Raw genomic sequence first — 14310 nt, forward strand, 5'->3', positions numbered from 1 at the left:
TTGGGATACTGTGCAATACCCAATAATTTCTACACAGAGCCAAATCAGGGGAAAACACGCTGAATGGCGTAAATAACTCGTTTAATTCGTTTTATAGCCTGTAGGCCTGACTGGAATTTGTCCTAACTAAAGAAAAAAACAGCACCCTTGCAGAATAGGTCGGTAAATAGGAAAATTAGAAGCTATAGCGGGGTGTACGGATGGCCGGCCGGGTAGCTAAACCGGGCTTAGGCAAGCGGTAAGAGAGCATAATTTCATGGGAACTGAATGCTCGGGCATCTTGGTTGAAAGCAATGAAATCGAACGCATAACCGACGCGCATAGCATTGTCTTTTGCAAAGCTCAGGCCAAGTAGGCCGGAAAAAGATTCTTGATGGCGGTAGTTGACTCCAGCCCAATATTTATCGTCAATTGTGGCACGAACGCCACCTTCGAAAGAGTAGTTCTTCGCGTTGTCAAATTTGCTGGTACTCGAGAACTTGCCGGGCAATACGGCTTTCACGAGAACCATGGGCGTCACGACAACGGAAGACGTAGCATCTATATTGTACCCCGCCGTGAAATAAGCATGATTTTCCGCCAAGTACTTGCTTGCGGTGCCCTTCGTGCCGGCGCTCTTAAACGAGTACTCGGAGCGAGCAAGGTTGTTAAGACTTAAGCCGGCGTAGAGCTTGGGCGACTCGTACCACACACCAGCGCCGGCGTCAAACTTACTGTCGGAAGCATCTTTCGGCACATTGATGTCTTCCGGGTCAATGGCATTGTAAGTGCCTTTGCTCAGATAGGTATAGATGCCCTGAATGCCTACGCCCAGCTTACCAGAGCCCAACTTGATGTGCTGCGAATACGAGAGGGCGGCATTGGTCATTTTTGACTGGCCCACTTGGTCGTAGTACACGGCCAGGCCCACCCCGCCGTTGAGGGCCAGAACCGGCAAAGAAACCGTCACCAGACCCGTGCGTGGCGAACCGCCGCCGTCGAAGGTACCGCTATAGTTCAAGTACTGGTAGCGACCAATCAGGCTAACTTCACCCTGCCCCTTGATGCCGGCGTAGGCCGGGTTCAGGTACATGCCATTGAGACCGTAATGCGTGAACTGGGGCTGCTGCTGGGCAAGCGCAGTGCCAGCTGCTGCGCTGAGCAGCAGAGTCGCGAGTAGCGTTACTTTCATAGGGCGGGGCACTGGCGGTGCAAGGAGAAAGCGGGCGGTAGGGCGGCGGCAGACGCGAAGGGGATACTAGCTTCCAAATGTAAGTGAAAAACGCGCTTCAAAAAATTCGGGCAAAAAAAACCGGCGCAAGGGTGGGTTGCGCCGGTTTTCAATCACTCAAGCGGTTTAGACCTTTGGATTGGCGTTCTTGGAGCTGGTTTTTCCCACTTCGGGCTGGGAATGCCGCCGGATATAAGCCTCGATTGCGCCAGTCATCGACGGGGCATTGGGGTGAGGCGCTTCGATATCCAAAATTAGGCCCGCATCAATTACGGCTTTGGCCGTGGTGGGGCCAAACGCGGCAATGCGCGTGCCATCCTGCACAAAATCAGGAAAGTTGATGAAAAGCGAGCTGATGCCGGACGGGCTAAAGAAGGCGATGCAATCGTACTTCACATCCGACAAATCGGACAGGTCGCTGGCCACGGTCCGGTAAATCACTGCTTCCGAAAACTTGAGGTTGTTGGCACGCATAAACACTGGAAGGTCGTCCTTCCGAATGTCGGAGCAGGGATACAAGAAGTTCTCCCCTTTGTGCTTTTTGATTACCTCAAACAGGTCGGCGGCGGTGCGCTGGCCCACAAACAGCTTGCGCTTGCGAAGCACGATGTACTTCTGCAAGTAGTTGGCGGTCTGCTCTGAAATACAGAAGTACTTCATCTCAGCCGGCATCTCCAGCTTGGCTTCTTGGCAGATGCGAAAAAAATGGTCAACGGCGTTCCGGCTGGTGAAAATAACAGCCGTGTAGTCCGGTATATTTATTTTTTCGCGCCGAAAATCCTTGTAGGATACGGGCTGCACGTCGATGAACTCTCTAAAATCGACTTGGATGCCGTATTTCTCGGCAATGGCGAAGTAGGGAGATACGTCGTTGGTGGGCTTGGGCTGGGTAACCAGGATACTTGTGATGCGCTTGGCATGCCGGCCTGTACCCGGCTTATCTGCACTCTCGGCCATACAGGAAAATAAAGGGTAATGCTAGGACAATAAGAGGAGAAAAAGGGACTAATTCGGACAGGGCGACGAGCGCCAATCAGTACGTAAAAACGATAAGTTTAAGTAAAACCAGTAAAGGCAATACTTCAGTAGCGCAAAGGTAAGCAAACAAATGCAGATTCAGCAGCGAAGCATGCTGATGAAGAGTGCGGGCCACGCGCAGCACCGTGCCCACAAGCACAATGCCAATGACCGCACTAGCCGCCCAGGCCACCGTGCGCGGGTAGCTACTGTTGAGGCTAAGATAAAGCAGCAGCACCAGGGGCAGAAACAGCCCACCGAGCAATGTGGTGCGCAAAAACTCCCGGTACTGGATGTTGACGAGGGGCTGAAGCCCAAAAATGTAGCCCATAACCCCCAGATACACATACTTTCCGAATATGAAGACGGTGATAACGGCGGTGTAAAGGACAACGCGGGCCACAATGGCGGTTTCCGGTACGTCGAAGAAGCGACGCAGCAAGGGCAGGTTCTGCAAGTCGGTGTGGATGGCCGTGAGGAGCAGCGCAAACGACAAGGCAAAGAGCAGGACTAACAGCAGGTTGAGCAGCGAAAACGCAGGCTTGGCCAAAAAGGCTTGTTGGTCGCTGCCACCCCCAAACAGCTCCTCAATCTGGAAAATGCGGGCCAAACCCGGCTGGTACGCCGACCGAACGGCTCCGTAGGAAAGCCCCAGCACCAGCAAAAACCCCAGGTACACGTTCTGGCCCTGGGGCCGGGGCAGCCGGGGCTGGGCTTGCTCGGCGCGCACTTTCGCCTGGCCAACCGAGGCACTGCTGGCACTCACGCCAGAAAATGACGCCAGCGCGGGCGACCCATCGGGCTGCCACACGGCCAGCAGGTGCGTACCAGCCGCGAGTTGAGCGGGCAACAGCTGCGCCAGGTCCAGGGAATAGGTCGCGGCCGTTTTTGCGGTGAAGACGAGCTGGTTATCGATGAAGATGCTGAGGCCGGGCTGCGCCGCAAACGACAGCGGAAAGGCCTGGCGGTGGTTTAGCCGCACCCACTGGTAGTAGGCGTGCGCGGGCTGGTGGTAGCCGGGTAGGTAAAAAATCAGCCGGTTCCGGGCGGCGTCGTGGATAAGCCAATCGTCGGAAAGGGCCGTGGGCGGGGCCGGCGGAAGCTGGCGGTATTCACTGGCGCGCACGGGGCACACTGCGGCCACCATTGCCAGCAGCAGGCCGCCGGTGAGAAGCCACAACGTTCGCAACGAACCCGGGGGTAACATGATGAGGTGAGCGACTAGGCTAATTTACTGCTTTCGGCGGCCATTAACTGGCGGCGCGAAATGCGGCTTTGGTACACACCGAAGAAGATGCTCAGCAAGGCCGAGAAGCCAGCCAGGGCCGCGATGAGCACCGTATTGCCAAGCGAGGCAAATCGAATTACGAATAAGATAACCAACACGTTGAGCAAGCCCAGCAGCAGTACCGTGCTGATTTGCTGAAAGCCCATAGCCAGAATGCGGTGATGGATGTGGTTTTTATCTGGCGAGAAGGGCGAGCGGCCCGCCAGCATGCGCAGCGAGAACACCCGAATGGTATCGAACAAGGGCACAAACAGGATGCCAACGGCAACCGATGGGGAAGCAGAGCCGAAAGGCTGGCCCACCCGCAGCCCCATTTCGATGAACTGAATGGCCAAGACCGATACAATAAAGCCACACACCAGCGAACCGGTATCCCCCATAAAAATGGGAGCCCGGTGAAAGTTATACCGCAGAAAGCCCAGCAGCCCACCCATAAGGCAAACCGCTACATAAGAATAGTTGCTGTAGCCGGGGCCGCCGTACACATAAAAATAATAACCAAAAGTGCTACAGATAATCAATACAATAGTACCCGCTAACCCGTCCAGGCCGTCGATGAGGTTGATGGCGTTGGTAATGCCCACGATGACGCCCAGCGTGAAGGCGTAGCTGATGCCGACTGGCAAGGCGCCCACGCCCAGGATGCCCTGGAAGCTGGTGATGCGCACGTCGGCCATTATCATCACAATGCCGGTGGCGAGCAACTGGCCCACAAACTTCTTCGAAACCGACATGCCCACCAAGTCGTCTTTTAGCCCAACGAAGAACAGGATGATGCAGCCGGCCAGCAGCTCCTTGGCGCCGTTTTGAAGCGGGGCAAAAATGGTGAGGGCCGACATGAAGCCGGCGAACACGGCCACGCCGCCCAAGCGGGGTGTGAGCGACTGGTGCACGGTGCGCCCGTTGGGCGTGTCGAGCATGTTTTTGAGGTGGGCAATGTAAATTATGGACGGCACGGCGAAGAGCGACACCAACAATGCCCACATCCAAGCCAAGCCTAGTGGAATATCCAAATGAATCATAGAAAATATATTAAGAAAAAAGACTCAACCCAACAGAAGAATCACAATTCGGAACGGCAGCAGAGAATAATTAACTGTGCAATACGCCCTCTCGGTCGAGCAGGGAGATGTGCGTAAGGTTGTCGGCTACGATGGAATCGGGCACGAAGATGAATTTCTTATCGAAAATCTGGGGGCCGTGGTAGTAGCTCACCCAGTACTGGTTATTTAGATGAAACAGGGCAGGGTCGATGGGCTCGACGGGCACGGCGGTGCGGGGCGGCACTTCTTCGAACAGGTAGCGCAAGGTGGAGGTGCGCACCTTTTCGCCATCCGCCTGCTGGCCATAGCCATTGGCGTTCACAATCACATTTTCGAGGGGGAAAGCATTGTGATTGAGCAGGTAAACCTGCCAGATGGGCTGGCCTTCGGCGGTGAGGGCTTCCTCATCGGGGATGATGGCGACCGAAACGCCCTCTACGGGGTCAAAAGGAATGTCTTGTTTCACAACCTTAGGCTTTGTTAGTGGGCAAATTCGGGGAGGGAGCTGGGCTACTGGCCCCTAGCAACTCCACCAGATGGGGCAGCAGGCGTTCCTGCACTTCGGCTACCGACACGGCCGCGCTGCTCCCCAACTCTTGTGCCAGGGACGTAACCGCCTTGTCTGTGATGCCGCAGGGCACGATATGACCGAAATACGCAAGGTCCGGGTTCACGTTCAGGGCAAAGCCATGGAGCGTGACCCAGCGGCTGCACTTCACGCCGAAGGCGCAGATTTTGCGCGGGTTGGGGGCGCCGTCTTCCCACCCGAGCCATACGCCGGTGAGCCCAGCGATGCGGCCCGCGTTCAAGCCGTATTCGGCCAGGGTTCGGATAACAGCCTCCTCTAAGGTGCGCAGGTACCAGTGAATGTCAGGCCGGAAGTTGTCGAGGTCAAGGATGGGGTAGCCCACCAGCTGCCCGGGGCCGTGGTAGGTAATGTCGCCGCCGCGGTTGATGCGGTGGAAGCTGGCGCCATGCGCCGCCAGCGCGGCCTCGTCGAGCAGCAGGTGCTCGGGCTTGCCGCTTTTGCCCAGCGTGTAGGTGTGCGGGTGCTCGCAGAGCAGCAGGTGGTTCGGTGTGGGAGCAGGCGCCGCGCCGGTAGCTTCGGCCTGGCGGTTTTGCACCTTGATGGCCAGTGTGGCCTCCATCAGTTCTTCCTGCAGCAGCCAGGTGGGCACGTAGTCGACCAGCCCCAGGCGCTGCACCTGTAGCGAGCGGTTGGGGGCAGGGCGGGTGGCGTCGGGCACGGGGGCGTCGAGCAGTTGGGGGCGGAACTGTTCTACGGATGAGGCCATAAGCGTGAGGTGAGGAAACGAGAAGCAAAGGTACTAAGCGCCGTAGGCATTGGCTTGCCCGTTCCCCGCCGGCAGATTACTTCCTTATAATATACGTGTGGCTTCCTACCTACCGGTTTGGGTATGGCAGTCAGCAGCTAGCTTGCAGCCGTGCGGCTGCCGGCACGCTGGCCGCGCTATCCTTTCCTACTCACCATTCTATATGGCTCATGCGCCCCACGAGTTAGGCCAAGCCGGCGAAGCCGCGGCGGCCGACTATTTCCTGGCCCGCAACTACGAGATACTTGCCCGCGGCTACCGCCACAGCCGGGCCGAAGTAGACCTCGTGCTGCGCCGCGGAGTTGAGTTGTTGGTGTTTGTGGAAGTCAAGACCCGCTCTTCCGGGCAGTTCGGCCCGCCTGAAACATTTGTGTCGGCTCGGAAGAAGGACCTGTTCCGGCTCGCGGCCACGCACCTGCAGGAAGAACTGGACTGGCGCGGCGACATTCGCTTCGATATCGTGGCCCTGACCTTGCTCAGCCAGGGGTTTCACCTCGAGCATTTCGAGGACGCCTTTTATTGAGCCCAACTGCTCGTTAAGCAAAATTATTGAGCTGAATCACTTCGACCGTTTCGGGGTCGCTTTGGGTGCCGCGCGGGGCACGGGGCGGCGCATGCCAGGCCGGTCTTCAGCTTCGGGCTGGCCGCGCTTGTCGATGTTCTTTTCCTTATCGTAGATGATGACGGCGTTGCGGTTGTACTCGCGAATGAGCTCCGGCTCTGCCACTTCGGGGTCGTAGCCAGACTCGGCGTACTGGTACTCGTAGCGGCGGCGGTTGCGGAAGCCCCAATACTTGGTCCAGACGCCAACGCGCTTGCCGTTCTCAAACTGCCCGCGCCAATCGGCCTGGCCATTGATGAGGAACTTGGCGTAGTCGCCCTCCAGCTTGCCGTTCACGTAAGGCACCACCTCGTTGATAAGGCTGCGGTCTTCGCCGTAGTAGCTCACGTTGGCGTCGCGCGGAAAGCCCATTTCGTAGTGCACCTTGCTCAGCAAGACGCCGTTCTTGTCAAACCGTTCCCAGCGCAAGTGGCGGGTGCCCAGGGCGTAATAGCCGGTTTCGAGCACCTTGTTGTTTTGCAGCTTTTTGTAGGGGCCGTGCAGGATTTTGAGGGTGGGCGCGTCTTCCTCCACCGAGGCCAGCTTCAGAATCTTGTGCTTCTTGGTGTCGTAGTAGTAGTGCGCCGGGGCGTAGTCATTAATCGGCTGCGGGTACTTGAGGTAGTAGAACACCTCCACAATCTGGTTGCGGCCCTTGGGGCCCGTCTTCGTGTACGCCCGCTTGATTTTCTCACCCAGGAATACCTTCTTTTTCTTTTTGGGCTTGCGCTGGGCTTCCTTCTCGGCTTCTTTGGCGGCGCGCTCCTGCTCTTTGCTGATGACCACCTTGCGGGCCGTGCTGAGCGAGGGCTGACCCTTAACCGTATCGGTGGTACGGACGAGCGTATCCGCCACCAGCTCGGCAGTGGCGGGCTGGTCGGGGTTGCTATTGAAGGACACCGCTTTGCGGGTACACCCCCACGGCAGCAGCGTGCACAGCAGCATGGCAAAGCCCAGAAAACGCAGCGGCCGCAGCCACAAACGGGAAATACGCATGAATCGCACGGGATTATTTCGCGGCATCAACGCAAATGTAGGATGGTTTCGTGCCCGCTTAAACAATAAGGCTTTAGGCAAATGAAGTCAAAATCATTTCGCCCTTCCATCTTCAGTTGTCAACTGTTCAGCACTCCATTACCTCCCGCGAGGCCAGGTCGAGGCGCTGGCCGGCCACCAATAAATGCACATGCAGCCGGTGGCCGCTGATGATTTTATCGTGGGCCAGGTCGGGCAAGTTGTTGTGCGTGGTTTGAGCAGCGTCGACTACCACCACGACTTCGTCGCCGAATACTTCCGCCGGCACGCCTGGCCGCACGATGAGGCCAGTCTCCTCGCTCAGCCCAATGCCGAGCAGGGTGGGCTGGTCCAGCACAGCGTGCATCAGACGGGGGTAGCGGCCGCGCTCGGCAAAGTGCTGGTCGAGCAGCACACCGGGCAGCAAGCCCAGGCCGGGCTTCACCTCGATGCTGCCCTTCTTCAGGCTGCGCCAGCCGTGCCCGTACACCAGCATAAACTCGGCCACGGCCGAGGCCCCGGCGCTGGTGCCCGCGATGATAAAGGTATCCTCGCTCTCGTATTTGTGCTTTAGAATACTCAAAAACTCGGTATCGAGCAAGAAGTCGGTGAGCCGCTCCTGGTCGCCGCCGCTCATGAACACCAGGGTGGCGCGGCGCAGGCGCATGAGCGTGGCGGGGTCGTCGGCGGGGTGGTTTTCATCGACTTGCAAGTGCCGCACGTGCCGGTAGCCCAACTGGTGCCAGGCGTGCGCGTAGGCAGCGGCAGTGCGGGCCGGCTGGCGGCGGGTGGCCGTGGTCAGCACCTCAATGGTGGCGTCGTGGTCGGGCAGCAAGCCGGCCAAAAGCGAAAGCAGCGGGTCGTCGTCGCCGCCGCCTAGCATCACAAGGATGCCACGCGGCGAGGCAAGGGAAACAGGGGAATCAACGGGCATGGGCACTGGTTTGAAAGAGCAAGATGGTGGTTTTGGCAGGAACACCACTTTGCCCAATTCCCTAACGCGTTTTTTTGGCCCGAAGCTGTGCTTTAGTTCTACTTTTGCAGGGCTTTTTCTCTCCTAACAATCCTGCTTGCCTAGCGAAGCACTCTCCTCCCCTCTTCCCATGCAGCCGCAGACCGTGGAAACCATCACGTCCTTGATTCAGGAGGGCGAATTTTTCAAGCTGAAGCAGGTGCTCCGCGAGTTTCAGCCCTCGGAGTTGGTGGCGCTTATTGAAGAGGAAGAGGAACGCGAACAGCTCATCATCTTCCGGCTGCTGCCCCTCAAGCTGGCCACCGAAGTATTTGAGTACCTCGACCTGGAAGTGCAGCGCCACTTCCTCGACAACCTGGCCCAGGATAAGATGGCCGACATTCTCAACGAGATGTCGCCGGACGACCGCACCACCCTGCTCGAATTCCTGCCCGCCAACTTTGTGGCCGAGCTGGTGCAGAGCCTCTCCGAAGAAGAGCGCAAGGTGACCCTGCAGCTGCTGGGTTACCCCGAAGAGTCGGTGGGCCGCCTCATGACGCCCGACTACATTGCCATCCGCGAGACGTGGACGGTGCAGCAGGTGCTCGACTTCATTCGTCAGCACGGCGGGCAGTCCGAAACGCTGAGCATGCTCTACGTGACCGATGCGCAGGGCGTGCTGCTCGACGACATCCGCATCAGGGAGTTTTTGCTGGCCGCGCCCACCGCCCGGGTGCGCGACCTCATGGACCGCCGCTTCGTGCAGCTGCAGGCCAATCAGGACCAGGAAGACGCCATCGACGTGTTCCGGCGCAACGACCGCAACGCCCTGCCCGTGGTCAGCGACCAGGGCATCCTGCTCGGCATCGTGACCATCGACGACATCCTGAGCATCCGCGAGCAGGAAGACACCGAGGACATGCAGAAGCTCGGCGGCTCCGAAGCCCTCGACGAGCCTTACCTGGCCACCCCCCTGCTGCGCATGGTGCAGAAGCGGGCCGGCTGGCTAGTGGTGCTGTTTTTGGGCGAACTGCTCACGGCCTCGGCCATGCAGTTTTTTGAAGGCGAGCTCCAGAAGGCCATTGTACTGGTGCAGTTCATTCCGCTCATCATCAGCTCCGGCGGCAACTCGGGCTCGCAGGCCACGTCGCTCATCATCCGGGCCATGGCACTGGGCGAGTTCACCCTCAGCGAGTGGTGGCGCGTGCTACGGCGCGAAATTATGTCGGGGCTGGCGCTGGGCGTCATTCTGGGCATTGTCGGGTTTGCCCGCATCGCCGTCTGGCAAAGCATCACCCCCATTTATGGCCCGCACTGGCTGATGGTGGCGCTCACGGTGGGCGTCGCGCTGGTGGGCATTGTGCTGTGGGGCTCGCTGGCGGGCTCCATGCTGCCCCTGCTGCTCAAGAAGCTGGGCCTCGACCCGGCTACGTCGTCGGCTCCCTTTGTGGCCACCTTGGTCGATGTTACGGGGCTGATTATCTACTTCACGGTGGCCCTGGTGCTGCTGCACGGCACGCTGCTTTAGGTTTTCGCACCGAGTTAAAAAGAGGAAAAGGGAGTTGCACAGAGTAAGATTTTCTCCGTGTAACTCCTTTTCCTCTTTTAACTCGGTGCGAAATGCTACTCTAGCCGCCGGCGGCTGGCCTTCTTCTCGCCCTGCAGCTTCTTGCCTTCAAGGCGCTTGCGCACGGCGCTTTTGCTAGGCTTGGTGGCTTTGCGGGGCTTGGGCCGGCGCAGGCTTTTTTGCAGGAGCTCGTGGAAGCGGGCCAGAGCTATTTCCTTGTTGCGCAGCTGGCTGCGGTCATCCTGAGCCGTGATGATGAGCAAGCCCTCGGCTGTAAGCTGGTTGCTCAACTTCTCCAGAATCAAGGCTTTCTGGCTCTCGGTGAGCACCTGCGAGCTCAGCAACGGAAAGCGCAGCTCCACCCGCGACTCTACCTTGTTCACGTTCTGCCCACCGGGGCCGCTGGAGCGGCTGGTTTGAAACGTGATTTCGGGCAAGAAGGCGTCGGCGGGAGGCAACATGGGGAAGTGCTGAGTTTTGAGGGTTAAATGTTGAGTTAAAATAGCCGCTCATTTAGCCCTTGGTGCTGCGACGAATGCGCAGATTGATTGCGCTTAATAGCTCAGTCAACCCTCAACATTCAAAACTCAACCCTTACTTATTCAAGAGCATGGCCCCGTAGGAATACCCGCCCCCGAACACGGTGACAATCACCTTATCGCCGCCTTTGAGGTTATCCCAGATTTCAGCCAGCCCAATAGCGGCTCCGGCGCACCCGGTATTGCCGAGGCGGTCGATGTTGTTCACGGCCCGGCTGGGGTCGAGGCCCAGCTGCTTCACCACGTTTTTCGAAATGCGCAGGTTGGCCTGGTGCGGGATGAGGTAGGTGAGGTCGGGCGTGGCGATGTGGTGCTTGTCGAGCAAGGTCTGGGTCACGCGGGCCATGTAGAGGCAGGCCTGCTGAAACACGTCGCGCCCAAAAGGCATCACAATGCCTTTCTCTACGGGCTTGAGCGTCACGGCCTCATCAGCCTTGCTTACGGGAGCAGCGCCGCCGGTGATTACCTCGGCAATAACCAGGTCGTCGGGGCTGATGCGCTCCTTTGAAATGAGCAGGGCCGCCGCGCCGTCGCCCCACAGGTGGCCGGCCATGGTGTCCTCCTCGTTGTTATAAGCGGTGTTGTGCTCCGTTACCACCACGATGGCCCGGGTGGCTTTGCCCATGGCAAAGTAGCCTTCCACAATCTCCACCGCATTCAGCAACGAAGAGCAGGCCGACGAGATGCTAACCGTTGGAATTTCGTTGATGCCAATGAAGCGCTGCACGGCGTGCGCGGCCGTGAAGATGGTATCGTGGGGCGTGTAGGTGCCGGCCACCACCAGGTCGACCGTATCTTGGGCAAAGGAGGGCGCAGAGGCGAAAGCGGCCTGCGTAGCGGCAATGGCCATGGTGTTGGCATTTTCGCCGGGGCCCGCTTTGCGGCGCTCCTGGATGCCGGTTCGCTCAATTATCCACTCGTTGGCCAAGCCATTGAGACGGGTGAAGTGAGCATTGGTAACGACTGCCTCCGGAAGGTAGGCAGCCACATGATGAAGGTACACAGGGTGGTGTTGGGTGGGAAATTCTAGTGCGCTTTGCGCCGTGGCAAAGGTACGACACCGGGCCTACGGCGGCCGGACCGCGCCCGGATATGCCCGAATTTTATACACTCGCTCGTTTTATGGCCTGAAAAGCCAGCACACTTCGGCAAGCATCTACGCTAGAACTCAACGTGAAGGCGCAGCGCCACCACGTGCACCGGGCCGTTGCGGTCGCGGTTGTAGGCGGGGTTGACCACAAACTGGTAATCGGGGCTGATGGCGGCATGGTAGCGGGGCAGGCTGATGCTGTAATACACCTCGCCGATTCGTTCCAGCCCGTAGCGCAGCGCGCCGTCGCCCACGATAAAGCCGTAGCCGCCGGCCGCCAAGTAAGCGCGGTGCTCCGGGCTAACGCCGTTCACGACCACGGCCGCGCCCAGGCGGTCATCGGGACGCTGCCAGCGGGCGCCGGTGCTCACCACGCCCAGGCTGGCGCTTTGGTCGATTTCGGTGAAGGCCCAGGTTTCGTTTTTGCCGTCGTTGTAACTGACGCGGGCGAAGAGGCCCACGTTCTGCGTCAGCTCCTGCTCAGCATTCAGGCCAAAGCCGACTTTGGTGTGACCGCTCTGGCGCACAGCCACCACATCGGGCTGCGTGCCAGTGGCTTGGGCCAGGGCAATGGCACTGCGGTAGGTAGCCATGGCCGCCACGTTGCGGAAGCCCAGCACGCGCACCGTGCCTTGGCGGCCGCCGAGGCGGTAGCCTTTAGTGAGCTCGAGGGTTTCGGCGTGGGCCGTGCCGTAGTGGAAGTCCAGCACCGGCCCGTTGGCCAGCGTGGGCATGAGCGTGGAGGCAAAGCGCAGGGCCAGGCCGGGCGTCACGTACTCCAGCACGCCGCCCACGGTGTAGCCGCGGGTGTTGGCAGCATAGTCCCAAGCGCCGGCGCTCATCAGGCTCCAGTTCAGGAACTGGGTGCGCGGGTCGTGCGAGTAGCTGTTTTGGTCGAAGAAATCGGCGGTGCTGAACTTGCCCAGGTTGATGGCGAAGTAGCGCTCCGGGCGCGTGCCGGCCAGCTGGTTCAGGTCGTCCTCATCCGTGGCCGTGCCAGTGCCCACGGCAAATACTTGCCGCAGGTACAGGCGCGCCAGGTACAAGTTGGGCGCGGGGTCGCCGATGCGAAAGGTTTCGCCATTGGTGAAGCCCGCAATGCCCCGCGCGCCGCTCAGGCCGCTGCCGCCGGCCACTTCGGGGTTGAAGTAGAGGGCCGCGCCCTTCCACAGCCGCCGGCCAATGAAAAGCGTGGACGTGAACGAGAGCTTCGCCGATTCGCGGTTCGCCAGGCTGTAGTCGCCGGCGTATGGCGTGCTCAGGTCGTTGTGCCACTGGTCGATGAGCGTCTGCTGAAAATGCAGGCTCCAGTTGCGCGGCTGGCCGGGGGTGTCGTTGGGCTGGTGCGCCGGCTCTTGTGCCGCTGCGGCATTGGGCGGAGTAGCGGGAGACGTGGTGCCCGGCGGCGTGACCTGCGCATTGGCGCGGCCAACCAACATCAGCATAGCACCCAGCAGAAAGGAGGAGAGTTTCAGAATCAGGAGGAAGTAAGTGGAATAAGCACACCAATTTGGCGCAAAAAAAGGATACGGTGGGTGTGGAGCAGGTGAAGCCGAGTTAAAACCTATCAATTTTTTCCGTATCCCTATGCTTGAGCTACAGCGCAGCTGCCCACCCGGCCGGACCAAGGATGCTGCGCTATTTTTGCCCCATGCCTTTGCTTCACTACCTCGACCAAGGCCAGGGCCGGCCCCTGGTTATCCTCCACGGCCTCTTCGGAACCCTCGATAACTGGCAAACCCTGGCCCGGCGCTGGGCCACCGAAGCCGAGTTGCGCGTAGTGAGCGTGGATTTGCGCAACCACGGCCGCTCGTTCCAAAGCCCCGAGCACAGCTACGCTCTCATGGCGCAGGATGTGCTGGCGCTGTTCGACCACCTGCAGCTGGGGCCCGACACCACGCTCATGGGCCACAGCATGGGCGGCAAAGTGGCCATGCGCCTGGCCCTGGACCACCCCGAGCGCCTGGCCCGCCTTATCGTGCTCGACATTGCCCCGCGCTTCTCCGACATGGCGCACCAAACCGACATCCTCGCCGGCCTGCACGCCGTAGACCTGGCCCACATCAGCAGCCGCCAAGAGGCCGATGCGGCCATGGCTCAGCACATTCCGCAAGTGGGCGTGCGCCAGTTCCTGCTCAAAAACCTGTACCGCCGCGAAGACAACTCCTTTGCCTGGCGCATCAACCTGAAAACGCTCGCCGCCTCGATGGCCGCCGTGGGGGAAGAAACCTCAGCTGCGCAGCCCTTTCTGAAACCCGCGCTGTTTGTGCGGGGTGGCAAGTCGAACTACATCACCGCCGAAGACAAGCTCTACGGCATTCCGGCGCTGTTTCCGAACTCGCAGGTTGAAACCGTTGTGGATGCCGGCCACTGGCTGCATGCCGAGAAGCCCGAGGAAGTGTTCCAGCTGGTGCGGGCATTTGTGCAGCAATAAACGGTTCTGCTTGCTACTTACTCCCGTAATTAAGAACCGATTTCTGCCGCTTTATTTTAGCTCAAGCATTACGCCGATAGCGGCTCCGACAAATTCGGAGCCGCTATTTTTTATGCCCAAATCGCAGCAGAAACGCGGTTTTATTAAATTTTTTCACCTCTTCAGACAACGGTAGTTTATCCCGAGCATCTATAGTGTTGTCTGACCTAGGAGACGAAAAA

14 protein-coding genes are annotated in these 14310 nt (G+C 59.2%); 3 read left to right on the plus strand and 11 right to left on the minus strand.

Going from position 1 to position 14310, the window contains the following annotated elements:
* Window positions 1-175 precede the first annotated feature (175 nt).
* The 6 genes from AUC43_RS03730 to lipB form a co-directional block, all read right to left on the minus strand.
* Window positions 176-1171 carry a PorP/SprF family type IX secretion system membrane protein gene (locus AUC43_RS03730; RefSeq protein WP_068190110.1) on the minus strand — a complete coding sequence of 332 codons (996 nt, stop codon included), beginning with the start codon at window positions 1169-1171 and terminating at the stop codon, window positions 176-178.
* Between the two features lie 165 nt (window positions 1172-1336).
* Window positions 1337-2167 (minus strand): uroporphyrinogen-III synthase, encoded by an 831-nt coding sequence (locus tag AUC43_RS03735; protein ID WP_068190112.1) that lies wholly within the window; start codon window positions 2165-2167, stop codon window positions 1337-1339.
* Between the two features lie 76 nt (window positions 2168-2243).
* Window positions 2244-3407, minus strand: a complete 1164-nt coding sequence (locus AUC43_RS03740; protein ID WP_068190114.1) for a DUF4271 domain-containing protein — start codon at window positions 3405-3407, stop codon at window positions 2244-2246.
* 41 nt (window positions 3408-3448) lie between these two features.
* Window positions 3449-4537, minus strand: a complete 1089-nt coding sequence (locus AUC43_RS03745; protein ID WP_068190116.1) for an MraY family glycosyltransferase — start codon at window positions 4535-4537, stop codon at window positions 3449-3451.
* A gap of 70 nt (window positions 4538-4607) precedes the next feature.
* A complete protein-coding gene (locus tag AUC43_RS03750) occupies window positions 4608-5024 on the minus strand; it encodes a hypothetical protein (RefSeq protein WP_068190118.1) in 417 nt (138 codons plus the stop codon).
* Between the two features lie 4 nt (window positions 5025-5028).
* Window positions 5029-5853, minus strand: a complete 825-nt coding sequence (lipB, locus tag AUC43_RS03755) for a lipoyl(octanoyl) transferase LipB (RefSeq protein ID WP_082684886.1) — start codon at window positions 5851-5853, stop codon at window positions 5029-5031.
* 202 nt (window positions 5854-6055) lie between these two features.
* On the opposite strand from lipB, the gene AUC43_RS03760 reads away from it, so the two are divergent.
* Window positions 6056-6415, plus strand: a complete 360-nt coding sequence (locus AUC43_RS03760) for a YraN family protein (protein ID WP_068190120.1) — start codon at window positions 6056-6058, stop codon at window positions 6413-6415.
* Window positions 6416-6451: 36 nt separating this feature from the next.
* Here AUC43_RS03760 and AUC43_RS03765 read toward each other — a convergent pair whose 3' ends face one another.
* Both AUC43_RS03765 and AUC43_RS03770 read right to left on the minus strand, forming a co-directional pair.
* A complete protein-coding gene (locus AUC43_RS03765) occupies window positions 6452-7489 on the minus strand; it encodes a toxin-antitoxin system YwqK family antitoxin (protein WP_157780912.1) in 1038 nt (345 codons plus the stop codon).
* 127 nt (window positions 7490-7616) lie between these two features.
* On the minus strand, window positions 7617-8441 hold the full coding sequence (locus AUC43_RS03770; protein ID WP_082684887.1) for a cyanophycinase: 825 nt from the start codon (window positions 8439-8441) through the stop codon (window positions 7617-7619).
* Between the two features lie 169 nt (window positions 8442-8610).
* Between AUC43_RS03770 and mgtE the strand changes: the two genes are divergently transcribed.
* On the plus strand, window positions 8611-9987 hold the full coding sequence (mgtE, locus tag AUC43_RS03775) for a magnesium transporter (protein WP_068190126.1): 1377 nt from the start codon (window positions 8611-8613) through the stop codon (window positions 9985-9987).
* Between the two features lie 95 nt (window positions 9988-10082).
* Here mgtE and arfB read toward each other — a convergent pair whose 3' ends face one another.
* The 3 genes from arfB to AUC43_RS03790 form a co-directional block, all read right to left on the minus strand.
* The gene (arfB, locus tag AUC43_RS03780) at window positions 10083-10487 is read right to left on the minus strand and encodes an alternative ribosome rescue aminoacyl-tRNA hydrolase ArfB (RefSeq protein WP_068190128.1); all 405 of its coding nucleotides are present in this window, start codon (window positions 10485-10487) and stop codon (window positions 10083-10085) included.
* A 133-nt stretch (window positions 10488-10620) separates the two neighbouring features.
* Complete coding sequence (locus tag AUC43_RS03785; protein ID WP_068190130.1) at window positions 10621-11568, minus strand: 3-oxoacyl-ACP synthase III family protein; 948 nt, start codon at window positions 11566-11568, stop codon at window positions 10621-10623.
* Between the two features lie 158 nt (window positions 11569-11726).
* A complete protein-coding gene (locus tag AUC43_RS03790; RefSeq protein ID WP_071885809.1) occupies window positions 11727-13100 on the minus strand; it encodes a carbohydrate porin in 1374 nt (457 codons plus the stop codon).
* A 206-nt stretch (window positions 13101-13306) separates the two neighbouring features.
* On the opposite strand from AUC43_RS03790, the gene AUC43_RS03795 reads away from it, so the two are divergent.
* Window positions 13307-14089 (plus strand): alpha/beta fold hydrolase, encoded by a 783-nt coding sequence (locus AUC43_RS03795; RefSeq protein WP_068190133.1) that lies wholly within the window; start codon window positions 13307-13309, stop codon window positions 14087-14089.
* Window positions 14090-14310: the final 221 nt, after the last annotated feature.

The organism is Hymenobacter sedentarius (genome assembly GCF_001507645.1).
GTDB lineage: Bacteria > Bacteroidota > Bacteroidia > Cytophagales > Hymenobacteraceae > Hymenobacter > Hymenobacter sedentarius.